The sequence below is a fragment of the Hassallia byssoidea VB512170 genome (assembly GCF_000817785.2).
Classification (GTDB): Bacteria; Cyanobacteriota; Cyanobacteriia; order Cyanobacteriales; family Nostocaceae; genus Hassallia; species Hassallia carrinoi.
The window spans coordinates 57,551-77,471 of sequence record NZ_JTCM02000008.1 but is presented as its reverse complement, the minus strand read 5'-3'; the positions used below and the strand labels follow the sequence as shown (position 1 = coordinate 77,471).

The 19,921-nt window shown below is 42.1% G+C and carries 25 protein-coding genes and 2 pseudogenes; 5 read left to right on the top strand and 22 right to left on the bottom strand.

Going from position 1 to position 19,921, the window contains the following annotated elements; genetic code table 11:
* Positions 1–134: 134 nt before the first annotated feature.
* Genes PI95_RS35640 through PI95_RS06335 form a run of 3 tightly spaced genes read right to left on the bottom strand, consistent with a single transcriptional unit; the run spans position 135 to position 1,641 of the window.
* Positions 135–359 carry a hypothetical protein gene (locus PI95_RS35640; protein WP_039753344.1) on the bottom strand — a complete coding sequence of 75 codons (225 nt, stop codon included), beginning with the start codon at positions 357–359 and terminating at the stop codon, positions 135–137.
* Positions 360–370: 11 nt separating this feature from the next.
* Positions 371–607, bottom strand: a complete 237-nt coding sequence (locus tag PI95_RS06340) for an asr0689 family protein (RefSeq protein ID WP_039753346.1) — start codon at positions 605–607, stop codon at positions 371–373.
* A gap of 56 nt (positions 608–663) precedes the next feature.
* Complete coding sequence (locus PI95_RS06335) at positions 664–1,641, bottom strand: hypothetical protein (protein ID WP_039753347.1); 978 nt, start codon at positions 1,639–1,641, stop codon at positions 664–666.
* 891 nt (positions 1,642–2,532) lie between these two features.
* Between PI95_RS06335 and PI95_RS06330 the strand changes: the two genes are divergently transcribed.
* The 3 genes from PI95_RS06330 to PI95_RS06320 all read left to right on the top strand — a co-directional run bounded on the left by PI95_RS06330 (position 2,533) and on the right by PI95_RS06320 (position 5,659).
* Positions 2,533–3,495, top strand: a complete 963-nt coding sequence (locus PI95_RS06330; protein ID WP_039753348.1) for a hydrogenase small subunit — start codon at positions 2,533–2,535, stop codon at positions 3,493–3,495.
* A 70-nt stretch (positions 3,496–3,565) separates the two neighbouring features.
* Entirely contained in the window at positions 3,566–5,161 is a 1,596-nt protein-coding gene (locus tag PI95_RS06325) for a nickel-dependent hydrogenase large subunit (RefSeq protein ID WP_039753350.1), read from the top strand.
* A 69-nt stretch (positions 5,162–5,230) separates the two neighbouring features.
* Positions 5,231–5,659: a hypothetical protein gene (locus PI95_RS06320; protein WP_039753351.1), complete on the top strand. Its 429-nt coding sequence runs from the start codon at positions 5,231–5,233 to the stop codon at positions 5,657–5,659.
* A 178-nt stretch (positions 5,660–5,837) separates the two neighbouring features.
* On the opposite strand, the gene PI95_RS06315 is transcribed toward PI95_RS06320, so the two are convergent.
* Positions 5,838–6,449: an NUDIX hydrolase gene (locus PI95_RS06315; RefSeq protein WP_052325830.1), complete on the bottom strand. Its 612-nt coding sequence runs from the start codon at positions 6,447–6,449 to the stop codon at positions 5,838–5,840.
* A gap of 67 nt (positions 6,450–6,516) precedes the next feature.
* On the opposite strand from PI95_RS06315, the gene PI95_RS06310 reads away from it, so the two are divergent.
* Positions 6,517–6,996: a hydrogenase maturation protease gene (locus PI95_RS06310; protein WP_039753354.1), complete on the top strand. Its 480-nt coding sequence runs from the start codon at positions 6,517–6,519 to the stop codon at positions 6,994–6,996.
* A gap of 57 nt (positions 6,997–7,053) precedes the next feature.
* Here PI95_RS06310 and PI95_RS06305 read toward each other — a convergent pair whose 3' ends face one another.
* The 17 genes and pseudogenes from PI95_RS06305 to PI95_RS06225 form a co-directional block, all read right to left on the bottom strand.
* On the bottom strand, positions 7,054–7,422 hold the full coding sequence (locus tag PI95_RS06305) for a hypothetical protein (protein ID WP_029637445.1): 369 nt from the start codon (positions 7,420–7,422) through the stop codon (positions 7,054–7,056).
* Between the two features lie 25 nt (positions 7,423–7,447).
* On the bottom strand, positions 7,448–8,737 hold the full coding sequence (locus PI95_RS06300; RefSeq protein ID WP_039753356.1) for a nitroreductase family protein: 1,290 nt from the start codon (positions 8,735–8,737) through the stop codon (positions 7,448–7,450).
* Positions 8,724–9,188 carry an ankyrin repeat domain-containing protein gene (locus PI95_RS06295; protein ID WP_039753357.1) on the bottom strand — a complete coding sequence of 155 codons (465 nt, stop codon included), beginning with the start codon at positions 9,186–9,188 and terminating at the stop codon, positions 8,724–8,726. The genes PI95_RS06300 and PI95_RS06295 overlap by 14 nt, the downstream gene beginning before the upstream one ends.
* Positions 9,189–9,307: 119 nt before the next feature.
* Positions 9,308–10,264 (bottom strand): heme o synthase, encoded by a 957-nt coding sequence (locus PI95_RS06290; protein WP_039753359.1) that lies wholly within the window; start codon positions 10,262–10,264, stop codon positions 9,308–9,310.
* Positions 10,265–10,415: 151 nt separating this feature from the next.
* The gene (locus tag PI95_RS06285; protein ID WP_039753361.1) at positions 10,416–10,640 is read right to left on the bottom strand and encodes a FeoA family protein; all 225 of its coding nucleotides are present in this window, start codon (positions 10,638–10,640) and stop codon (positions 10,416–10,418) included.
* A 166-nt stretch (positions 10,641–10,806) separates the two neighbouring features.
* Positions 10,807–11,106 (bottom strand): 2Fe-2S iron-sulfur cluster-binding protein, encoded by a 300-nt coding sequence (locus PI95_RS06280; RefSeq protein ID WP_039753363.1) that lies wholly within the window; start codon positions 11,104–11,106, stop codon positions 10,807–10,809.
* A gap of 165 nt (positions 11,107–11,271) precedes the next feature.
* Positions 11,272–11,646, bottom strand: a complete 375-nt coding sequence (locus PI95_RS06275) for a HesB/IscA family protein (RefSeq protein ID WP_039753364.1) — start codon at positions 11,644–11,646, stop codon at positions 11,272–11,274.
* Complete coding sequence (locus PI95_RS06270; RefSeq protein WP_163518655.1) at positions 11,646–11,819, bottom strand: hypothetical protein; 174 nt, start codon at positions 11,817–11,819, stop codon at positions 11,646–11,648. The genes PI95_RS06275 and PI95_RS06270 overlap by 1 nt, the downstream gene beginning before the upstream one ends.
* Positions 11,820–11,829: 10 nt before the next feature.
* A complete protein-coding gene (locus PI95_RS06265; RefSeq protein WP_039753366.1) occupies positions 11,830–12,633 on the bottom strand; it encodes a HesA/MoeB/ThiF family protein in 804 nt (267 codons plus the stop codon).
* A 10-nt stretch (positions 12,634–12,643) separates the two neighbouring features.
* Positions 12,644–12,961, bottom strand: coding sequence for a nitrogenase-stabilizing/protective protein NifW (gene nifW / locus PI95_RS06260; RefSeq protein ID WP_039753369.1), 318 nt, complete (start codon positions 12,959–12,961; stop codon positions 12,644–12,646).
* Positions 12,958–13,176, bottom strand: a complete 219-nt coding sequence (locus PI95_RS06255; RefSeq protein WP_039753371.1) for a CCE_0567 family metalloprotein — start codon at positions 13,174–13,176, stop codon at positions 12,958–12,960. Before PI95_RS06255 ends, nifW begins: the two co-directional genes overlap by 4 nt.
* An 82-nt stretch (positions 13,177–13,258) precedes the next feature.
* A complete protein-coding gene (locus PI95_RS06250; RefSeq protein WP_039753372.1) occupies positions 13,259–13,735 on the bottom strand; it encodes a NifX-associated nitrogen fixation protein in 477 nt (158 codons plus the stop codon).
* Positions 13,732–14,145 carry a nitrogen fixation protein NifX gene (gene nifX, locus PI95_RS06245; protein WP_039753374.1) on the bottom strand — a complete coding sequence of 138 codons (414 nt, stop codon included), beginning with the start codon at positions 14,143–14,145 and terminating at the stop codon, positions 13,732–13,734. The genes PI95_RS06250 and nifX overlap by 4 nt, the downstream gene beginning before the upstream one ends.
* A gap of 58 nt (positions 14,146–14,203) precedes the next feature.
* Complete coding sequence (gene nifN, locus PI95_RS06240; RefSeq protein WP_039753375.1) at positions 14,204–15,511, bottom strand: nitrogenase iron-molybdenum cofactor biosynthesis protein NifN; 1,308 nt, start codon at positions 15,509–15,511, stop codon at positions 14,204–14,206.
* Positions 15,512–15,705: 194 nt separating this feature from the next.
* Positions 15,706–17,070 (bottom strand): annotated as a pseudogene (gene nifE, locus PI95_RS06235) (nitrogenase iron-molybdenum cofactor biosynthesis protein NifE); the annotation flags it as partial.
* Positions 17,071–17,246: 176 nt separating this feature from the next.
* Positions 17,247–17,597 carry a Mo-dependent nitrogenase C-terminal domain-containing protein gene (locus PI95_RS06230; protein ID WP_163518653.1) on the bottom strand — a complete coding sequence of 117 codons (351 nt, stop codon included), beginning with the start codon at positions 17,595–17,597 and terminating at the stop codon, positions 17,247–17,249.
* A gap of 200 nt (positions 17,598–17,797) precedes the next feature.
* Positions 17,798–18,073: pseudogene (locus PI95_RS06225) on the bottom strand (nitrogenase component 1); the annotation flags it as partial.
* Between the two features lie 35 nt (positions 18,074–18,108).
* Here PI95_RS06225 and xisF point away from each other — a divergent pair.
* Positions 18,109–19,653: a fdxN element excision recombinase XisF gene (gene xisF / locus PI95_RS06220; protein ID WP_039753378.1), complete on the top strand. Its 1,545-nt coding sequence runs from the start codon at positions 18,109–18,111 to the stop codon at positions 19,651–19,653.
* Between the two features lies 1 nt (position 19,654).
* Here the strand turns inward: xisF and PI95_RS35065 are convergent, their stop codons facing one another.
* Entirely contained in the window at positions 19,655–19,798 is a 144-nt protein-coding gene (locus PI95_RS35065; RefSeq protein ID WP_200819356.1) for a hypothetical protein, read from the bottom strand.
* Positions 19,799–19,921 lie beyond the last annotated feature (123 nt).

The window sequence follows — 19,921 nt, the reverse complement described above, 5'->3', positions numbered from 1 at the left end:
TGGTTAGTGGTTAGTGGATAGTGGTTAGTCGATAGTCGATAACTGTTGGCTGTTAACCGTCAACCAATAACCAATAACCAACAACCAACAACCAACAACCAACAACTAACAACTAACAACCAACAATTAACAACTCACTTCATCTTAAAATCTTTCAGTAAAAATGGCATGATTGCGCCAGTAAATAAGCTAGAGGTAACTATTGATAGCCATAAAGGAAATTCCAATTGTGCAGTTGATAGCAATAACAGCAAACCGATAATTAAACCTATTGAAGTTTGCTTGATGAAATATGCTGTATCGCGTATTAGCTTTCCTTTAAAAAATAACTTAATAGAATACCACCCTAGTACAAACATTATGCCTCCGATTAATTTTTCAATAAATTCAGTACAACTAATCCGAAAAATATGGCTGGAATCACACCAGCGGGTCCTAATAGTCCACCAGTCATCGCGGCTAATTCATAACCTAAATCTTTGCCAGCTAAAAGTACGCCGCCGATCGCACCCCCAACTATAGATAAGCCGGCTGCTATTATTAGCCATATTAATGATGTAATTAGGTTAATATCACCAGACACCAAGCTGGACAACAAATCTATCATTCTGTTTCTTCCTCATTCATAAAGTGATGAGTAAAAATTAATTTATAACTTCTAACTCATGACTCATAACTATTTATTTCTCTTTCCACTTCTTGCAAAGCTTGGGTGACAATTTCTGCTTGTTCTATTTGTTCGTGCTGATGAAATATTTTCCTAGCTTCTTGATAGTAATCACGAACTCGCAACAGATTTTTATAATTCCCGGCTTCTGCTTTTTCTGGGTCATCTGGTAAGTTGAATAGGGCATTAGCTTTGTTAGAAATTGTGTTGGCGTATTCTAAGGGTGTATCTTTAGCAGATCGCACTTTTAACGCCTCGTCATAAGCAGCGATCGCTCGTAAAATATTCTCTAGTGGATGCGAACTCGCTAAATATTGCAATGCGTTGCCTAAGTTATTCTGCAACATCGCATATTCTCTGGGGTGGTCAATCAGCTTGATGTGCTTCAATGCAACCTCAAATGACTGCACAGCCAAGCCTTGACGCAAGTATTCTCTTTCTGATGCTAAGGGCATAGAAAGGTAAGCGATCGCTATATTGTTGTATAAAATCGCATATTCTTGTGGGTAATCCTGCCAGGTAAATACCCGCAAAGCCTCGTGATAAGCTTGGATGCTATCTGTCGTCCGCGCCAAATTAAATGGCACCAACGACTGCAACACCAACCCCAAATTCATCTGCACTTCTGCTACTTCCTCAGGTGAGGCAAATTGTTGCAAAATTGGCAGCGCTTCTTCATAACCTGCTTTCGCTTGGAGTAGCAATTGTGACCCTACATCCGGAATTGTCTGTAAGCCAAGTGCCATTCCCGCTTTAGCGCGGGCTTTGAGGAGAGGATAATCATCAGCGCACAATTCATACGCCCGATAATACAACCCAACCGCATTCCGCAAATCTTGGGCTGTTTTAGGCTGTTTCTGAAAAGATTGCGCCATCTCAATCAGCATCTCGATTTTTTCTTCTGTCGTTGCTGATTCTGATGCGATCGCCGCAATCGCCGCTTTAACAGCTGAATCTGTAATATTAGGGGTCATCACCACTCTTTTATCTTCGGTTTGGGAATTGAATCTTTCAACGCCCACAAGACATGGAGACGCATTTGTTCTTGCGCGTCTAATCAAGGGTTATACAAATTGCACCCTTGTGTTTTCCCCCGATATTCAAAGCTGTTCCCGATCTCTCCTCACCACTCTTTATCTACACCTTTTCCACGGCTGTTACTTTCTCTCTGGGCTGAGGAAAAGCCGCAATTTCAATTATCAACTGTTTTCACACTTAGAAAAAATCAATTCTCCTTCATTGAATTAGATAATTTTATGGAGCTACAAAACACTCTATTGTTAGAAGCATAGAGGAAAATTGCAATTTTTTACGTTCTTTTCAAACATTTTCCGTATATCTTAATATTTTTCTATTTTATTCATTGTCAAAGAAATTAAATATTAATTTATGTATTTCTCAAAGATTATATATGCTTTGGCAAATTAGTTAATAAATTTAAAGTAATTTGGTATATCTGCATTACATTTCTTATTGGCATCAAATTAATTTTTATTCAGTCTTAACCTTATATAGCATGGGTTACATCCCTATTTTGGTGTATTTAAATGGTCACTAAGGCGATGAATGCGTTTTATATTTTATTACTATTTAATTCAAAAATATGTTTGAATGAGAACTTTTTCAAAATATCGAATTGTATTTGGCTATTACAAAAAATAAAATCTTATTTAATCACATACAACTGAGGCAAAAACTACCTAATATTGAAAAATAGACGTTTACAAATAGGCGGTGACTGACAAATTTAGTTGCTCGAAAGCATGAAGTATGAATCAGGAAAATTTTTATACTTTATCTTTTATGTTTTCTCCTTTTTTAGTTGCCTGAATTAGGCATGGTAAACAACATAGACAACATAACTGATGACTAACTTACTATGGCTGCAAGGTGGTGCTTGTTCAGGCAACACCATGTCATTTCTCAACGCTGAGGAACCCACAGCTTGCGATTTAATTGCCGACTTTGGCATCAACATACTTTGGCATCCATCCTTGGGGCTGGAACTAGGCACAAACTTGCAGAACATGCTGTGGGATTGCATTTCCGGCAAAATTCCTCTAGATATTCTCGTATTTGAAGGCACAGTAATCAACGCCCCCAACGGCAGCGGCGAATGGAATCGTTTTGCCGATCGCCCGATGAAAGACTGGTTAAACGATTTATCCAAAGTCGCCAACTTCGTCGTCGCCGTGGGAGACTGCGCCACCTGGGGAGGAATACCCGCAATGTCACCCAACCCCACCGAATCTCAAGGATTGCAATTTCTCAAACGTGAAAAAGGCGGCTTTTTAGGCAAAGACTTTCATTCATTATCTGGATTACCCGTCATCAACATACCTGGATGTCCCGCACACCCTGACTGGATAACGCAGATATTAGTAGCGATCGCCACAGGCAGAATCGCTGACATCAGCTTAGATGAACTGCATCGTCCGGAAACCTTCTTTAAGAGTTTTACCCAAACAGGCTGTACTCGCAACGTTCATTTTGCTTACAAAGCATCAACCGCCGAATTTGGTCAACGCAAAGGATGCCTATTTTACGACTTAGGCTGTCGCGGTCCGATGACACATTCTTCCTGCAACCGCATCTTATGGAATCGCGTCTCATCCAAAACCCGCGCTGGAATGCCTTGTATAGGTTGTACGGAACCAGAATTTCCCTTCCACGACCTCAAACCCGGAACCGTATTTAAAACCCAAACCGTCATGGGAGTTCCCAAAGAATTGCCTACAGGAGTCAATAAAAAAGACTACGCCTTATTAACAATGGTGGCAAAAGATTCAATCCCAGCTTGGGCAGAAGATGACTTTTTTACAGTTTAGTTCGTAGTCAGCGCTTCAGCGCTTATAAGCATTTAAAAGCACTGAAGTGCTTACTACAAAGGAGAAAAAAATGCCAATCAAAACATTAGATATTTCCCCAATTGGGAGAGTTGAAGGCGATTTAGATGTGCGCGTCGAAATCGATGATGGACAGGTAGTAAACGCCTGGACTCATGCCGAACTATTTCGAGGATTTGAAGTTATTTTACGCGGCAAAGACCCCCAAGCCGGATTAATTGTCACACCTCGCGTTTGTGGAATTTGCGGTGCTTCTCACCTTACCTCCGCAGCTTGGGCATTAGATACAGCTTGGGGAACAGAAGTTCCGCGCAATGCTATTTTAGCGAGAAATTTAGGTCAAATTGTCGAAACAATTCAAAGTATCCCGCGTTACTTTTATGGTCTATTTGCTATCGATTTGACTAACAAAAAGTATCAGAACAGCCGCTTTTATGAAGAAGCTTGCAGACGCTTTGCCGCTTTCACAGGTAAATCGTATGAAATAGGCATCACAATTTCTAGCAAACCTGTAGAAATTTATGCTTTATTTGGGGGACAATGGCCCCATTCTAGTTATATGGTTCCTGGTGGGGTGATGTGCGCCCCGACCTTAACAGATGTTACCCGCGCCTGGTCAATTTTGGAATATTTCCGCACTAATTGGTTAGAACCAGTTTGGTTAGGTTGTTCTTTAGAACGTTATGAACAAATTAAGACTTATGATGACTTCATGGCGTGGCTAGATGAAAACCCAAATCATGCAAATTCTGACTTAGGTTTTTATTGGCGAATGGGTTTAGAAATCGGTTTGGATAAGTATGGTGTTGGTGTTGGTAAATATGTTACTTGGGGATATTTACCTCACGAAGATAGATACCAAAAACCGACAATTGAAGGGCGAAATGCTGCCACAATTATGAAGAGTGGTGTGTATAACAGCTTCACCGATACTCATGTTTTGATGGATCAAAGCTTTACCCGCGAAAATACAATTCGTTCCTGGTATGATGAAGGGACGGCAGACGTTCACCCCTTCGATCGCACGACCAAACCAAGCCAAAAAAATACCAAAGACTTTGACAACGCTTATTCTTGGTCTAGTGCTGTCAGCCACGCACAATTTGGACGTTTGGAAGCAGGACCCCTAGCGCGTCAGTTAGTCGCCGGTGGCAAACATGGCGAATCTTGGCAACACCATGACGGATTCATTTTAGATGCATTCAAGTACATGGGCGGTGCGAGCATCCATCTACGTCAGCTAGCACGAGTTCACGAAATTGTCAAGTTATATCGCCAAGCCGAACACTGTTTGCGCGAATTTAAGTTAAACGATCCTTGGTATATCAAACCCCAAGAAAAAGACGGACGTGGCTGGGGTGCAACCGAAGCCTCGCGGGGAGCGCTGTGTCACTGGGTGGATATTGAAGGAGGCAAGATTAAGAATTATCAAATCATGGCTCCCAGCACCTGGAATATTGGACCCCGCGACGGCGAAGGAATCAAGGGACCGATTGAAGAAGCTTTGGTAGGAACACCGATTTTCGATCCTACCGATCCGGTGGAAGTGGGACATGTTGCGCGATCGTTTGATTCTTGCTTAGTTTGCACCGTTCACGCTCACGATGCGAAAACAGGCGAAGAATTGGCGCGTTTCCGTACTGCTTAGGCGATCGTTCTCAGTCTCTGACTGAGAACAAAAAAACGAGAAAACATTGAAATTTACACGGGTATTTTTGTGACTGAATTAGCATTACACAACCATCTCTCTCATCTTCCGGAAGAAGCACTGCAAGAGTTTACAGAATGGTGTGTCCTAGAGCAAGCAAAAGAAGCGGGATATAAGCTTACTCCAGATAGAAGTAAGTTAGATAAATTACCCACAGGAGACTATATTTATCAACTTGTGGATCAATTTATGAAAGTTAAACCAGACCCAATTAGAACTGGTTTAGCAGGAGCGATCGCCGGAAAGCAAGCTGATAAACATGCTTTGTCAGGTACAGCGGCTATAGTCGATTTTGTTTCACTTTATATTAGGTATTTAATTCCTAAAGAAGGTAGCGAACAAGAAAAAGCGGAAGCAATTTTAACTCAAGCATCACAACAGCAGTTTGAGAAACTATCTCAAATTGCCAAAAAATATGATGTAGAATTGTCAAAATAAACCGCTTCATTATCCCTCATCCCTCGTTCCCAGTCTCAGCCTGGGAACGCAGATCCAGAGGCTCCGCCTCCTGCTAGACGAGGCGGAGCGTTTGTGTTAGTATTGCCACCATTGCGAAGGATTACTTTATGAAAACTTTTGTTGATCGGGAAAGCCTGCATAAAAGCGATCGCCATTATTATGAGGAACTGAATAGCTGATCTGTTAATCCCTGACGTAATTTTCCCAGAATTGGCATCTGATTTTGGAGAATGAAGGAAACGGCAAAATGAAGCGCAGCGACATGCAACCCTTGTAGTTGTATATTACCTTGCCAAACTAGCTTTAGAAATTCCTTGAAATCTTCCCGTACAACTTCAATTTCTTCATTAAAATCTAATTTCAATTCATGAGTTGGCTGTACGCCGACAGCAAGGAATGACCAAACTAAATTATTCTGATTAGCTGGGTTGGCGTAGGTGCAGCCGAGTTGAAAAAATTCACCTCCGCTGAATCCTGTTTCCTCCATAACTTCCCGCCGTATTGCAGCTTCAGGATTTTGATCGCTTCGCTCCACTGCCCCAGATGGTAACTCCATGAGAATTTTTGCAACTCCATGACGGTACTGACGTATCAGCAAGATTTCTGCATTAGAAGTTAGTGCAACTACATTTACCCAGCTAGGATATTGAAGTACATGATAAGGTTCGATAAGCTTACCACTTCTCGTTAAGCAGCGATCGCTTTGAACTTTCAACCAAGCATCTTCATAAGTGGTTGTACTTCCAATTACCTGCCAATTTTCTAACATTTTTTTAAAAAAAGCTTGCTTACAGGATTGTATCACGAACAATAAAAATAGATTTCGATCTCACCCCATGCTCACAATCATTGGTTGCGGTAATCTCAACCGCAGTGACGATGCTGTAGGTGTAATAATTGCTCAACGCCTACAGCAATATCTTACCAAACATCCTCATCCTGATGTGCGATCTTTAGACTGTGGCACCGCTGGGATGGAAGTGATGTTTCAAGCACGAGGTAGCAAACAATTAATAATTATTGATGCAAGTTCAACGAATTCCGAACCCGGTGCAGTGTTTAAAGTTCCTGGAAAAGAATTGGAAACTTTACCGGAACCCAGTTATAACTTGCACGATTTTCGTTGGGATAATGCTTTAGCTGCTGGTAGGAAAATCTTTAAAGATGACTTTCCTTTATTGGTGACAGTTTACCTAATTGAAGCGGAAAATCTTGGCTTCGGACTAGAATTAAGTCCTACTGTCAAAGATTCTGCTGATTTTGTTTTGTCAGAACTAACCACAATTATCGAGGATTGGGTAATGGGTAATGGGTAATAGGTAATGGTAAAAAACTACTAATCCAAAATCCAAAATCCAAAATCCAAAATCCAGTTAAGCCCAATCTTTGTAAACTGATAATTCATCTACCCTCATTTCAAAAGGCATTCCCTCGCTTTCTGGAGGACAAACGCGAATTTTAGCACTGCTGACAATTTTATGTAGCAATGTCGCCATTGGCACAATTTTTTGTAAAACACGCCAGTTAGTAACTTGGTCTGGACATTCAATTACTAAAGTCAAAGCATTAGCGTGGGTTGTGACATACCAGCGACAACTAGATAATAATTTTTGAATACAGCGATCGCAATCTTCATAAAAGTACTTGCTAATAGAATACTCTAGTTGCTGGCGCAGTATAATATCTGCCGATGTCGGTTGGATTGGACGTGAATCTTCATTCTGCCAGAAATAGTTTGTCATAGTTGTGCCTCTTTATTTTTTCCAGTTATATGCCAATTGCCATTGCGTAAAGGACATCTTTATCTGTCTCAAGAAATTCCTGAGTTTCATCGTCATAATAAGCACCAATTCCACTACAATGAATTCCCCAATAATTACTTGCTAGATACAGCCTTTGTCCTAAAAATCCGGCAATTTGCATAGCAGTTTGATAATTTGTATAGTTGGAAACAAAAAACCAAGTTACAGCACCATATGAAGCGATCGCTTGATTAACGCACAAGTAACCTGTCTTCTCACTGAAGTTACCTTCCTTGACTAAATGCGTTCCTTTGTATAACCCTGCTTTGATTCCTTCGACTCGATGGACAACCGCGTAAATTTCGATTGATTCAAAACTTTCTGTCGGTATTGCTTGCCTAATTTCCTGGAAAATACTAAAATAAAGTTCCTGGGAAATAAACTGTTTTTCAAAACGCCTAATTGAGCGTCTGTTCCAAACAGCTTGAGAAAATCTGTCCTTGTCAAAGCTTAATTGAGGATGCTTGATTTCTTGCTGACAACTTTTTTGCAAAGCTGTTTCTTTATAAGCTTCCTCAATGAATTGATTCTGTTCAAAATAATCAGTTCCACAAACAAAAGGGACTTTCAGCCTTAAGCGTCGAACTTTCTTATCTTGAACATTTCCGGAAATCGCGCAAGCAGTAATAAACTCTTTATTCTCAAATCCTAAATCTGCATTGAGAGCGAGTTTATCAAAATCGAAAACTAGTTGTATATCTCTATCGTGAAGAAAAGCTGAAGCAGCGATCGCACCCAAATGGTGTCCGCTATCTAGCCAGCAATACCTGATGCTCCTGTCTTTATATTTCCAACTAGACCTATAATAAACACAACTAATTAAAAAAATGAATCCGATGATACGATTATTCGGTAAAATATAACCCTCTAATCCATCATCAATTAATTCATAGATAAGTACTAGACAATTATTCTCAACTTCTATATGATAGATTCCATCGACTATTCCTTGTATTCCGCGAATCTGCACGTAAATCTCAGTAGGATATAAAGCACCTGCTGATGGATTCACTCGCAATTTATCGACAGTATTTTTATACGTCTTTTCCAGAGTAATCGCACTCGTTAACCAGAGAAAAGAATGGATAGAATTGTTGAGAAAGTCTAGACTTATTCGGCGATAAAACTTTGGATAAAATTTAAAGGAAGACGGTTGAGTTGACGAATCTACATAATTTGGATCGATTTGCACCGATAGGTAAGAATGCTTGGTAGCATCATGATATGCTTTCCCGGTTATCTTATTTACTTGCATTTTTCAGAATCCTTAAAACGTCTACGTTGCTAGCGAAATCTACAGCTTTATAGTCGTCTAAGTTTTTCAACTCTAGATTGGGGTGATATTGCAAAAGCAGCTTCACAACTTCTGTTTTTCCGGCTGATGCTGCGTACATCAAAACAGTTGCACCATTATCATTTTGGTTGTTGATGTTAATTTTGGCAGCAAGCAATAAACGAATTAAGTCGTAGTGATTGCCAAAACAAGCAAACCACAAAGCATTGTTATTATCATTATTTGTGGCATTAATATCAGCCCCGGCGTTAATTAGTTCTTCAACTACTGCGTAAACGCCTTCTCTGGTCGCTTTCATCAAAGCCGTATCGCCATTTTCACCTTGTTGATTTAAATTCTTTGGATCGTAGTTGTTAGCTATCATCCATTGACTTGTAGTTGCACTCAAATTAAAGCTGTTTTGTTGAGTCATAATTACTCCTTTCTTGGGTTATGAAAAGGGCGAATAAAATTCGCATCTACACAGACAAAACCCGCCTACGCGGGTTTCAAAGCCACAATTTTCTATTAGTCCACGTAGGTGGAGTTCGTTTAGCCGCGAATTATATTCGCTAGGGCTAAAATTGTTTCTATCAAATGATGGGTGAGGGGTAGACTATCAACTACCATTGCAGCGCACAGCAACATCATGTAGAGAATCGAGTAGAGAAAAAGCGATCGCGCTAGTTGTTTATCATTTGGATTCTGCAACAGCACCCAAGCTTTTTTGAGAAATATCGCCCCTAAAATAAAGGCGATCGCACCATAAATTACCCCCGAAGCGTGAAGAGGATAAATTAATAAAAACGTACTGGGGATAACTACCAAAGTGTATCGCCAAATCTGACGCGCCGTGGCAATATTATCAGTAACCACCGGCAACATAGGCACACCCACCTTGGCATATTCATCGCGGATCATTAAAGCCAATGCCCAAAAATGAGGAGGTGTCCATAAGAACACAATCGCAAAAATCAACCATGCTGTCCAGCTTAAGGTATTTGTCACCGCTGCCCAACCCACCAACGCCGGAATTGCACCCGCTGCGCCGCCAATGACGATATTGTAGGGAGTATGGCGTTTGAGCAAATGCGTGTAAACGCCCACGTAGAAGGCGATGCCAGACATCGCTAACAAAGCACTTAGCAGATTGACAAATACTGCAAGCACCGCGAAAGAAATACAAGCCAGAGCGATCGCAAATATGAGAGCATGTAATGGCTGTACGCGACCAGAAGGCACCGGTCTATGGCGCGTGCGTTCCATTTGATAATCAATATCACTATCGTAGATACAATTGATTGTCTGAGCGCTAGCAGTCGCACAAGTACCACCAATCATGGTTAGTAGCAGCAATAACGGGTCTAGTTTTCCAGCAGAGGCGATCGCCATACTAGCAGCCGTAGTAATCAACAGCAGCGGAATAATCCGGGGCTTTGTTAGCTGATAGTAATCTTGAAAAACTTGTAAAACATTTTGATAGTGGCGTTGCGCCGTCGTCCCATTCATAAGTTCACGAATTCCTCAATTGTGGAAAATATCCGCTATTTCCTAATAGCTAAAACTCCCCTCTTGCACTTCTTCAGTCCGCGATGTTCTGCGGACGAGCGTTCATACCAGCGGCTTTCAGAGTCAGGGCGAATAAAAGGCAACATCATAATCAGCCACTATTAGCAACACGCACATAAATAGCACAAGCGACTTCCTTATCTATTTGCCAGCGCCTGTTTCCTACCTTGATGGCAAAAGAGGGGAGTTTCTCTTCTAAAGTGATGATAGTTCCTGGCACCACTTCCATTGATATCAGTTTTTTTAAAATAATTTCGTCCTGATTATTACAGAAAGTGACAATTCCTTGCTCTCCCTCCCGCAACAATATAAACATTTACATTACGTAGTGAGCGCTTCAGCGCTCGTAATTATGAGCGCTGAAGCGCTCACTACAAATTAAGTCGAACTATTTAAAAATAAAAATATATATAATTAAGAAGTCATAGCTTTAATAAAGCTACGACTTCAACATTAGGCGAAATTAAAAATTAATCAACACTTTAGACGAGATATGGTTCTTGATGAGTGCGAATCGTGCAATCAGAACGTGGATAGGTAACACAAAGTAGAGCGAATCCTTTCTCCATCTGCTCATCATCCAAGAAAGATTGGTCAGATTGATCTATTTCACCTTCAACAACTTTGCCAACACAACTAGAGCAAGCACCTGCGTGACAAGAGAAAGGTAACTCAATACCATTTTCTTCTGCGGCGTCTAAAATGGTAGTCTCTTCGTCAATTTCAATTGTTGTATCAAGGTCTTGCTTTTTGTTGATTAATCTAACTTGGTAGCTAGCCATTTCGTGATTCTCCTCAGACTTTAATACAATTAGGTTTGATGACTCCACAAAAGTGGAATGTAAAAACTCTCTACTTGTGTAGTTGTTTAAGATTCAAAATCCAAACTACCCAATCTAAAATTATTATCAGATGTGGGTTTTATCATGAATGAATTTTGAATTGTTTTAGCTGCAAGGTACACCATTAGGCGTACAGTCACCAGCTTTAAATGACTTGCCACAATTGCAGTTACCAGTTGCATTGGGATTGGTAAACTTAAAGCCGCTTTCCATCACACCGTCGATGAAATCGATTACTATACCTTCTAATAAAGGCGCACTTTTCGCATCAACGTAAAGCAGCACCTCCCCTTGCTGAATCACTAAATCATCTGGTTGTGGTTTGCTGGTGATTTCAATTGCATACTCATAGCCACTGCAACCGCCATCTTTAACAGAAAGACGGACACCTTTAGTCGCCACTGCATTATTACTGGGTGTAGAACCGACCAGAAATGACCGCAGGCGAAATTCTGCTTTTTCTGTCAAAGTAACAGTCATCAAATCTCCTGATAAGTTGCGATTAATTGTTCTGATAAAATGTCTTTGGTGCGGAAGGATTGGGAATTGGGAATTGGGAATTGGGAATTGGGAATTGGGAATTGGGCATTGGGCATTGGTAATTCGGCTTTTCCCATGAGTCCCTTTCCCCTCTTCAAATCCCCATTACCCATTACCCATTACCTAATCCCTAGTCCCCATACTGGTAGTTTCCATATCTTGAGACTGCACATATCGCCAGGGTGCGTTGTTACCACACACCGCACAAGAGCGATCGCGCTGAGAACGGCGCTTGGCAAACTCCATCCTGGTAAAATCTATAGTCAGCAATTGCGACAACAAAGGCTGACTAAACCCAGTGATCAACTTGACAGCTTCCAGTGCTGTCAGACAAGCCAATGTCCCAGAAACAGCACCGATAACAGAAAAACCACGGCGATCCCAATCAGGTTTTTCCGGAAACAGACAAGACAAACAAGGAGTCACACCAGGAATAATCGTTGTCAGATAAGCCTCCATACCGTCCATAGCCGCTTCCACCATCGGTTTGCGCCAGCGCACGCAAGCTTCATTTAGCAAATTGCGCTCCGTAAAATTGTGAGCGCAATCGAGAGCCATATCTGCCGATTGCACCAGCGAATCCACATTTTCTGGGGTGATATAATCATGAACTGCTTCTATCTGGACATCAGGATTAATGGCTTGCAAAGTCTCCTGTGCTTTGAATACCCTTGGCTTACCTACCCAATCATCCGTCATGAGAACTTGACGATTCATATCATCAAGTCGCAGATCGCCACCCCGGACTAGGATTAGCCGTCCGACACCCGCTACTGCTAAATAAAGCGCTGCCGTACCGCCCAATCCCCCCACACCTGTAACCAGAACCGTCGCTGACTTAAGGCGCTTCTGAGCCAGTTCGCCAAAATTAGGGAGCATCATTTGGCGGCTGTAACGTTCTAACTCGGTAGGCGTCAGGTTAACCAATTTTTACCTCCTAATCAGACGTGATTTCTGTCAGCGTGACTACATTTTTCGGCTTATCGTTAAACACCTTGAACAACTTTTGTTCTTGGGGTGTTGATTCCTCAAATACCTGATAAGCTTTTTGCAAAGCTTCACAATATTGCTTGAGTCTATCTTCTACACTTAAATCAGGAGAATTGCTATCAATTTCCTTCATGTATTGAGAGAACTTTTTTAAAATATGCAAACGATTCACATTTACAAATTTTTGGTCGTAGGGGAGTTGGAAAAATTCAAAATACTCCTCTGCATCGACAATTTTATTGAATTGTTCAAGATTGGTATTCATTTTTGCTGCTCCAATTTCTTTACTTGTTGTTTCAGTTCATCTAACTGACGATATATTTCATAAGTACTTGCAGCAACATCCATAAGTGTTTTGTAATCTGTGGGTAAACCCTCAGCTAAATCGTGCAGATCCATCTTCATTTGACCTGCTTTACTATTGAGGCGTTTAATTTGAGTTTTTAGCTCCTCAACACTTGTTTCTTCCACTTGCGCCATAAGCATCTCCCTTTATACAAAAGTTATGAATGATGATCTGCTCCTGTACAGACGTTCCGGCGGAACGTCTCTACCTAACTTCTTACAGCTTGCTAGCTTCCGGAAAAGTTTTCGCTAATTCCAGACCTTTTGCTACTAGATTTTCTCCTTCTTCTGCTAACTTTTCTAAAGAGTCAAAACCAAAGCGGTGAGCATCTCGCAAAGTTCTTTTCACTAACAAAAGACGACCAGAAAATACTAGCACCCAGCCAAATCCTTCATGGTTCAAATCAACCACAACTTGAGAAATGAGATTTGTTTCTTTTTCAATACTGGCAGCTATAGCTCGAAAAAATACCATAATCCGGGCTTGAGTTGCCGGATCTACTTCACCCTCAAGAGAGATTTCACGCTTCTTTTGTTTAGTGACAACAAAAGGTTTCAGAATCAACTCATCCGACCAACTACGGTAAAATCCATAGCTATCTTGACCCCGGATTTGGCTGATTAATGTCTTCAGGAAAGGTGCGTTTAAAATATCGCTTTGAGCGGTTCCATTAACACTATTATCTACGGTCATACAGTTGCTTCCTCTTCCAACCCATCTTCAAAATTAGAGGTTTTTTGTTGTAAGGCTTTACGCAGCCAAGGTGGAGGATTTCCTTTGAGAGTTGTTACCAACTTATTTAACACCTCAGCAATCTCTTCTTCTTCCGATCGCGCTTTAATTGGTGTCACATGTTTTTTGATCAATCGAGCTGCCGCACTCCCACCAATCGCCGTCACATAAACAATCGTACAATCAGCTAAAGCCTCAAGCTTTGGTGTTAACTTATCCTCATTTCCATCCTCTTTCAACTCACCAGCAAACGTGAGAGTTTCGACAAATTGATATCCCTCATCAGAGATTTCATAAACATCAATTTCTTTTGTCGAACCAAAGTGAGCATTAATATGAACCCTATCATTAGTCGTGAAAGCAATTTTCATTTTGTCTTCTTTGCGCCTCTGCGCCTCTGCGTGAGAAAATAAGATTTATGCACCTTGTCTAATGACCAATAACCCTTGATTCTTCCAGCTCCAAAAACAAATTGCCAATATCAAACAAAAGCTGCATAGTGCCTCGATAACCAACTTTGGTAAACTGACCATTACCCAAGCGGTCATAAATGGGAATACCCAGACGATAAAGAGGAATATCGAGACGTTTAGCGATCGCCTTTACATTAGAGTTACCCATTAGCAAATCAGAACCTACCGCTAATTCCTCAAAATCCTCCAAATCACCGATAGTTACATTTTTGACCGGGAGTTTTTCTAATAAAGGCGATCGCGTTGTCGTCACCGCAGCATGTACTTGCGTCCCCATCGATTGCAGAAAACGCACTATAGACCAAAGTAAATCCGGTTCCAACGCCAAAGAAACACGCTTCGCACCAAAATAAAAGTGCGTATCCAACATTGCATCTTGTAACTGACGGCGTTGGCGGCGATATTTTTCTGGTACACTAACACCACTAAGGTCTGACAAAGCTTGCAGAAACTCGTCCATCGCTTCCAAACCAGTCAGTTCACTAAACAACTCGTAGGGTATAGCAAACCGTTGTTGTAAAATCTCTGCTGCACCCCTCATACTCTCACCCAGCGCTAAAGTAAACGCCGAACTACCTATTTCTCGCAATTCTGCCAGAGTCGTACCACCACCTGTTATCGCACTATAAGAATCATCTAAGTGACCATCTAATGAAGCGGAAAGATCGGGTACAAAGATAGGCTTTAGTCCAAAGGCAGTGACGATCTCTTTTACTTCCTGTATATCTCCTGGTGTGAAAGCAGAACCCGCCAAAATCGTAATTTGGTCTGGTTTGGTCTTACCTTCTTGGGGAACTTCTCTAACTATACTTTCAACTGCGGCAGCAAAACCGTCTTGTAGCGCACCTTTAAAATCTGGAGTCGGGGCAAAAATTATCGCCAAACGATCCAATTCTGGATGACGTTTGCGGATTTCCTTCAAGAAACCCTCCATGTCATCACCTCTAGTTTCCGTCAAACCAGTAGTACATAAACCGATAATTTCTGGCTTTGACTTCTCCACCAGCGTCAGAATTGCCTGTTCGACATTTTCCTCACCACCCAAAATAGTGGTAACTTCCGTCATCGCTGTCGTCGCAAGGGGAATCGCTTCCCGGAAATGTCGCACCAAAACAACTTTCGCGAAAGCAGTACAGCCTTGGGAACCGTGGAATAAAGGTATCGTCCCCTTTAAGCCCAAAAAGGCTAAAGACGCACCCAAAGCTTGGCTTTGCTTCAAAGGATTAACTGTCAGTGATTTGTTAGGAACAGTAACGATCGCCATTAGCTATCCTCCAATGAAGCCGAGGGGGAGAGGGGAGTAGAGACGCGATTAATCGCGTCTGTACAAGAGGGGGGGGATGGGGGAGCTGGGGAAGCTGGGCAAGCTGGGGAAGCAGAAGAAATTCCCCCTTGTCCTCCTTGTCCCCCTTGTCCCCCTGCTCCCTGCCCCCTGCTCCCTGCCCCCTGCTCCTGTACTTCCCACGGTGCAGGTTTGCGGATTTGCTCCCACACAGGGCTGTAGAGAGCTTCATACAGTTCTCTTGCCATCTCTACCATCCCCACATAAGCTGCGTAAGGATGATGGCGTTCTTGGTTAATATCTAAGAAAGGAATCCGCGCTTTCAGAGCGGTGTATTGATTGCGACCACCCGCAATCAACATATCAGCTTTCGTATCTTTAACTAATTTCAGCAGTTCTTTGGCGTTGCCCTTTTCCATCATGATGCCATCGTTACCGATCAACTTTCTGATTCGGGCTTTGTCTTCTTCCGTACTCTTTCTAGTACTGGTAGCAACAACTTCTATACCCAAGTCTTTCGCTGCGGAGATAATCGACCAACTCTTTACGCCTCCGGTATAAAGGACAACTCGCTTGCCTTTGAGTCGAGCGCGGTAAGGAGCTAGTGCCAAATCTAGAGCGGCAGTTTCTTCAGCGATCAGCTTTTCGGTGCGTTGTTTTAAATCTTCATCTCCCAGCTTTTCGGCAACATTCCGCAAACAGCGGTTCATGTCATCTACACCGTAGAAAGACTCTTCAATGTAAGGAATGCCGTAGCGCTCCTCCATCTTTCTCGCCATGTTGAGCAACGCTTTCGAGCAAATCATCACATTCAGCTTGGCGCGGTGAGCGTGACAAACTTCTTCGTAACGAGCATCACCAGTGATTTTCGACAAAACGCGGATGCCGAGTTTTTCAAATAATTTCAGAACAGGCCACATTTCCCCAGCGATGTTGTACTCACCGATGAGATTAATGTCTAGTGGCGTTGTATACTCAGGTTCGCGAGTACCAACAACGTATTCTAATAAAGCTTCTCCGCCAAAGCGATTACCGAGATTTTTGCTACCAATGAATCCTGGGGAAACTACGGGGACAACAGGCTTTCCTGTTTTTTCAGCCGCAGCTTTGCAAACTGCATCGATATCATCGCCGGTTAAAGCGGGGACACAAGTAGTATAGACAAATATCGCCGTCGGGTTGTAGCGTTGTTGCAATTCCAAAATGGCTTTGTAGAGCTTCTTTTCGCCACCGAAGATAACATCATTTTCGCTTAAATCGGTGGTGAAACCCATTTTGTAAAGCTGAGGACCACTAGAGAGACTACCACGACTTCCCCAAGAATTACCAGCGCAGGCTATAGGACCGTGGACTAAATGAGCAGCATCAGTAATTGGCACTAGGGCAATCATTGCACCATCAAAAGCGCATCCCCCTTGAGCTGCTCCTGGTTGTGCTTGTTGCGTGCAAGATTTATTTTTCTTTTCTCCATGTTTCTGGCTATTATGTTCGCATCCGGTTTCACTGAGCAGCTCGTTAATTTTGCCTTGGGTAATTTTCATTTCATTCCTCGCGCTGGATGGAAGTTGTAAGTAGTTAATTGTTGGGTGGAGCGTTGTTGTTTGTTAGTGGGCATTGGGCACTGGGCATTGGGCACTGGGCATTGGGCATTGGTAATAATTCTTCGCCTTTCCCCTTTCCCCTTTCCCCTCTTCAAATTCCCACTATCCACTAACTATTAACAAATATATTTTGTGACATCTTCGCCACATACATCAGTAAGATAAGCTAAGGCACGGAAACGCAATCCGACAAACTCATCGTATAAAGGATTAAGTTTGCACATTGGGGGGATGTGTAAAGTCCGTCCAAATAAGTTTATGCTTCGCTCAAATGGGCAACAGCAAGGAATGATTGTGCAGATTAGATGAGCGATGCGAGCATTTTTAATTTGAGCGTTATCCACCATCCGGCGCAAAGGAGATAGAATATCAAATGAGCCGGGTTTCTTATATTTGGGTGGACGTAAATTAGGGTGGGGATGAGCGTGAGTGTGATTGTGTTCGTGAGCGGGAGTTATAGATTTCATAATAGAAACCTCAAGAAACAGCTAAAAGGAAAAAGGAAAAATCGGTACTAGGGATTGGGTAATGGGAGTTGTTAGTTGGAGCGTTGTTAGTTGGAAAACAGTACTAATAACCACTAACTACTAACTACTAACCACTACCCACTACCCACTACCCAGTCACCTTACTCCTTTTCCTTTTGTGGCACGCGAAGATGAAATTTCTAACGAATTAAGTCGTAAGAAATATCGGTCTTGGAAGGAATGTTGGTGTTGTGATCGATGTCCTCGAACACGGTGTTAACAACCCAGTTGAGCAAGTTGATGATGCCTTGATAACCAACGGTGGCGTAACGGTGCATGTGGTGACGATCCATAATTGGATAGCCGATACGAACCAGGGGAACTTTGCAATCGCGCCACAGGTACTTACCGTAGGAGTTACCGATGAGCAAGTCTACGGGTTCGGTGAACAGCAAAGAACCAATGCGCTCACTATCAGGTAAAATCTATATATTGCTGTGAGGTGCGGTATATGGAAGTTTGGGCTTATGCGAGGGTATCGACTGAAGAACAAGCGGAGGATGAAGGGGCGTTAATTAAACAGATGCGCCGTTTGCGGAGTGCTGGAGCCACGAAAATATATTACGATGTCGAGAGTCGTACTAGTGATAAGCGCAAAGGTCTTTTGCAGTTGATTTCGGATGTGGACGCTAACGCATTTGGTAAAGTCTCAAAGTTGTTATTTATCCGCATCGACCGTTTAACGTCGTCATCAATAATGTTTTATCGGTTGATGGATGCTTTAAAGAAAAAGGGTATTCAACCGACAGCAATTGATGAGCCGTTTGAGATGTCGAGTATTGGTGGAGAACTAACAATTGATGTGCGGTTAGCAGCAGCGAAGTATGAGGTGAAAATGTTAGCGATGCGGGTAAAAAAGGAACGCGAAACTCGCAAGGTGAATAAAAAGCCGCACTGGAACGCACCATTGGGGTATATAACAGATGGACAGAAGTACGTCAAAGATAACCGTCCGTGCGTTTGCTTAATTGCGAATAAGTCAGAAATGAATGTTTCGCAATTGGCGCGATTTGTGTTTGATATTTTTTTTAGTGTGGGTACAGTGTCAGAGACAGTCAGACAATTGCATGATATTTTTGGAATTCAGGCTCAGGCAGTTTCAAAATCAAAATATAACAGAAATAATGTACTTGGAGTAGAAGAAATAGCGATTGAAAATATTAATAAAACTCGTGGTTCTGGACTAAATCTGCGTTATCCGCACACCGGATTGAAATGGTCAGTTTCTGGTTTGCGATCGCAGTTGGTGAATCCCATCTATGCAGGGGGAACGGCATATGATACAGTCCAGTACAGCGGAGGGCATCGCAAGCCCTTTGATGAGTGGGAGGTTGCCTGGGAAACTCACGATGAAATTATTATTACCCGTGAGGAACACGAGCGGGTAAAAACGATGATTCGAGAAAATCGCAATAATCGCTGGGCAAACGAACAAAAATACACCAACGTATTTGCTAACCTAGTTAAATGCGCTCATTGTGGAGCTGCTTACAGTCGCCAATCAAAAAAGTTGGTAAAACGTACCGGACTAATTCGCCATCATTACCAATGCAGTTTTTACCGGACTGGAGCTTGCCAGAACAAGCGGATGATTTCTAATGATGAACTAGAAAAGCAAGTTATCGAATGGCTGGTACGAGAAGCTGAAAGGTTAGCAGCACTAGTAGAGCAAGAAGTTCAAGTGACAGAAGAACCCGCAGAAGTTAAGATTCTGCGGGCATCTTTGAATACCCTCGATGCTTTACCATCAAATCCAGCGATTGAAAAAGCGAAGGAAGATATTTTAAAGCAGATTGCAGATGCGATCGCTACCACAAGCGACACTTCTAAACAATACCTAATTGCCAAAGAACGGATTGTTGTCGCATTTTCAAATCAGAGGTATTGGCAAAGTTTAGAACCGCAAGATAAACAAGCTTTACTTAAAGGGTGCATAAAAAAAATAACGGTAGATGGCAACAAAGTTACTGCGGTCAAATTGCTGCATTTATATTAGGCTAGGCAGCTTTGGACTTGCGGGGTTTAGGTTTGTCCTGTTGTTGCTGTTGTACCGACTCTTGTTGTTTTTGTAGCAGTGCCTCGCGTTTCTCAAACTCAATTACAGTACGAGCAACTAATTCTGCTAGGGTTTCACGTTTCATAGTTGATGTTTATCGCTTCTTTGACGATAACTGCGAAGTCAAAAACTTCTGTTAGCTATGAGCTTTTTAGATTGCTACATATTTGCTTCATAGAGACTTGTTGAGTATCTCTAAACACAAGTT

Excerpts from the sequence above, each read along its gene's own strand:
- PI95_RS06290 (WP_039753359.1), bottom strand. The coding sequence starts at position 10,264 with ATGAATGGGACGACGGCGCAACGCCACTATCAAAATGTTTTACAAGTT.
- nifN (WP_039753375.1), bottom strand. The coding sequence starts at position 15,511 with ATGGCGATCGTTACTGTTCCTAACAAATCACTGACAGTTAATCCTTTG.
- PI95_RS06315 (WP_052325830.1), bottom strand. The coding sequence starts at position 6,449 with ATGTTAGAAAATTGGCAGGTAATTGGAAGTACAACCACTTATGAAGAT.
- nifX (WP_039753374.1), bottom strand. The coding sequence starts at position 14,145 with ATGAAAATTGCTTTCACGACTAATGATAGGGTTCATATTAATGCTCAC.
- PI95_RS06340 (WP_039753346.1), bottom strand. The coding sequence starts at position 607 with ATGATAGATTTGTTGTCCAGCTTGGTGTCTGGTGATATTAACCTAATT.
- PI95_RS06325 (WP_039753350.1), top strand. The coding sequence starts at position 3,566 with ATGCCAATCAAAACATTAGATATTTCCCCAATTGGGAGAGTTGAAGGC.
- PI95_RS35065 (WP_200819356.1), bottom strand. The coding sequence starts at position 19,798 with ATGAAACGTGAAACCCTAGCAGAATTAGTTGCTCGTACTGTAATTGAG.
- nifW (WP_039753369.1), bottom strand. The coding sequence starts at position 12,961 with ATGAATACCAATCTTGAACAATTCAATAAAATTGTCGATGCAGAGGAG.
- PI95_RS06295 (WP_039753357.1), bottom strand. The coding sequence starts at position 9,188 with ATGACTCAACAAAACAGCTTTAATTTGAGTGCAACTACAAGTCAATGG.
- PI95_RS06280 (WP_039753363.1), bottom strand. The coding sequence starts at position 11,106 with ATGGCTAGCTACCAAGTTAGATTAATCAACAAAAAGCAAGACCTTGAT.
- PI95_RS06250 (WP_039753372.1), bottom strand. The coding sequence starts at position 13,735 with ATGACCGTAGATAATAGTGTTAATGGAACCGCTCAAAGCGATATTTTA.
- PI95_RS06275 (WP_039753364.1), bottom strand. The coding sequence starts at position 11,646 with ATGACTGTTACTTTGACAGAAAAAGCAGAATTTCGCCTGCGGTCATTT.
- xisF (WP_039753378.1), top strand. The coding sequence starts at position 18,109 with ATGGAAGTTTGGGCTTATGCGAGGGTATCGACTGAAGAACAAGCGGAG.
- PI95_RS35640 (WP_039753344.1), bottom strand. The coding sequence starts at position 359 with ATGTTTGTACTAGGGTGGTATTCTATTAAGTTATTTTTTAAAGGAAAG.
- PI95_RS06255 (WP_039753371.1), bottom strand. The coding sequence starts at position 13,176 with ATGGCGCAAGTGGAAGAAACAAGTGTTGAGGAGCTAAAAACTCAAATT.
- PI95_RS06335 (WP_039753347.1), bottom strand. The coding sequence starts at position 1,641 with ATGACCCCTAATATTACAGATTCAGCTGTTAAAGCGGCGATTGCGGCG.
- PI95_RS06230 (WP_163518653.1), bottom strand. The coding sequence starts at position 17,597 with ATGAAATCTATAACTCCCGCTCACGAACACAATCACACTCACGCTCAT.
- PI95_RS06330 (WP_039753348.1), top strand. The coding sequence starts at position 2,533 with ATGACTAACTTACTATGGCTGCAAGGTGGTGCTTGTTCAGGCAACACC.
- PI95_RS06270 (WP_163518655.1), bottom strand. The coding sequence starts at position 11,819 with ATGGGTAATGGGGATTTGAAGAGGGGAAAGGGACTCATGGGAAAAGCC.
- PI95_RS06300 (WP_039753356.1), bottom strand. The coding sequence starts at position 8,737 with ATGCAAGTAAATAAGATAACCGGGAAAGCATATCATGATGCTACCAAG.
- PI95_RS06285 (WP_039753361.1), bottom strand. The coding sequence starts at position 10,640 with ATGTTTATATTGTTGCGGGAGGGAGAGCAAGGAATTGTCACTTTCTGT.
- PI95_RS06305 (WP_029637445.1), bottom strand. The coding sequence starts at position 7,422 with ATGACAAACTATTTCTGGCAGAATGAAGATTCACGTCCAATCCAACCG.
- PI95_RS06310 (WP_039753354.1), top strand. The coding sequence starts at position 6,517 with ATGCTCACAATCATTGGTTGCGGTAATCTCAACCGCAGTGACGATGCT.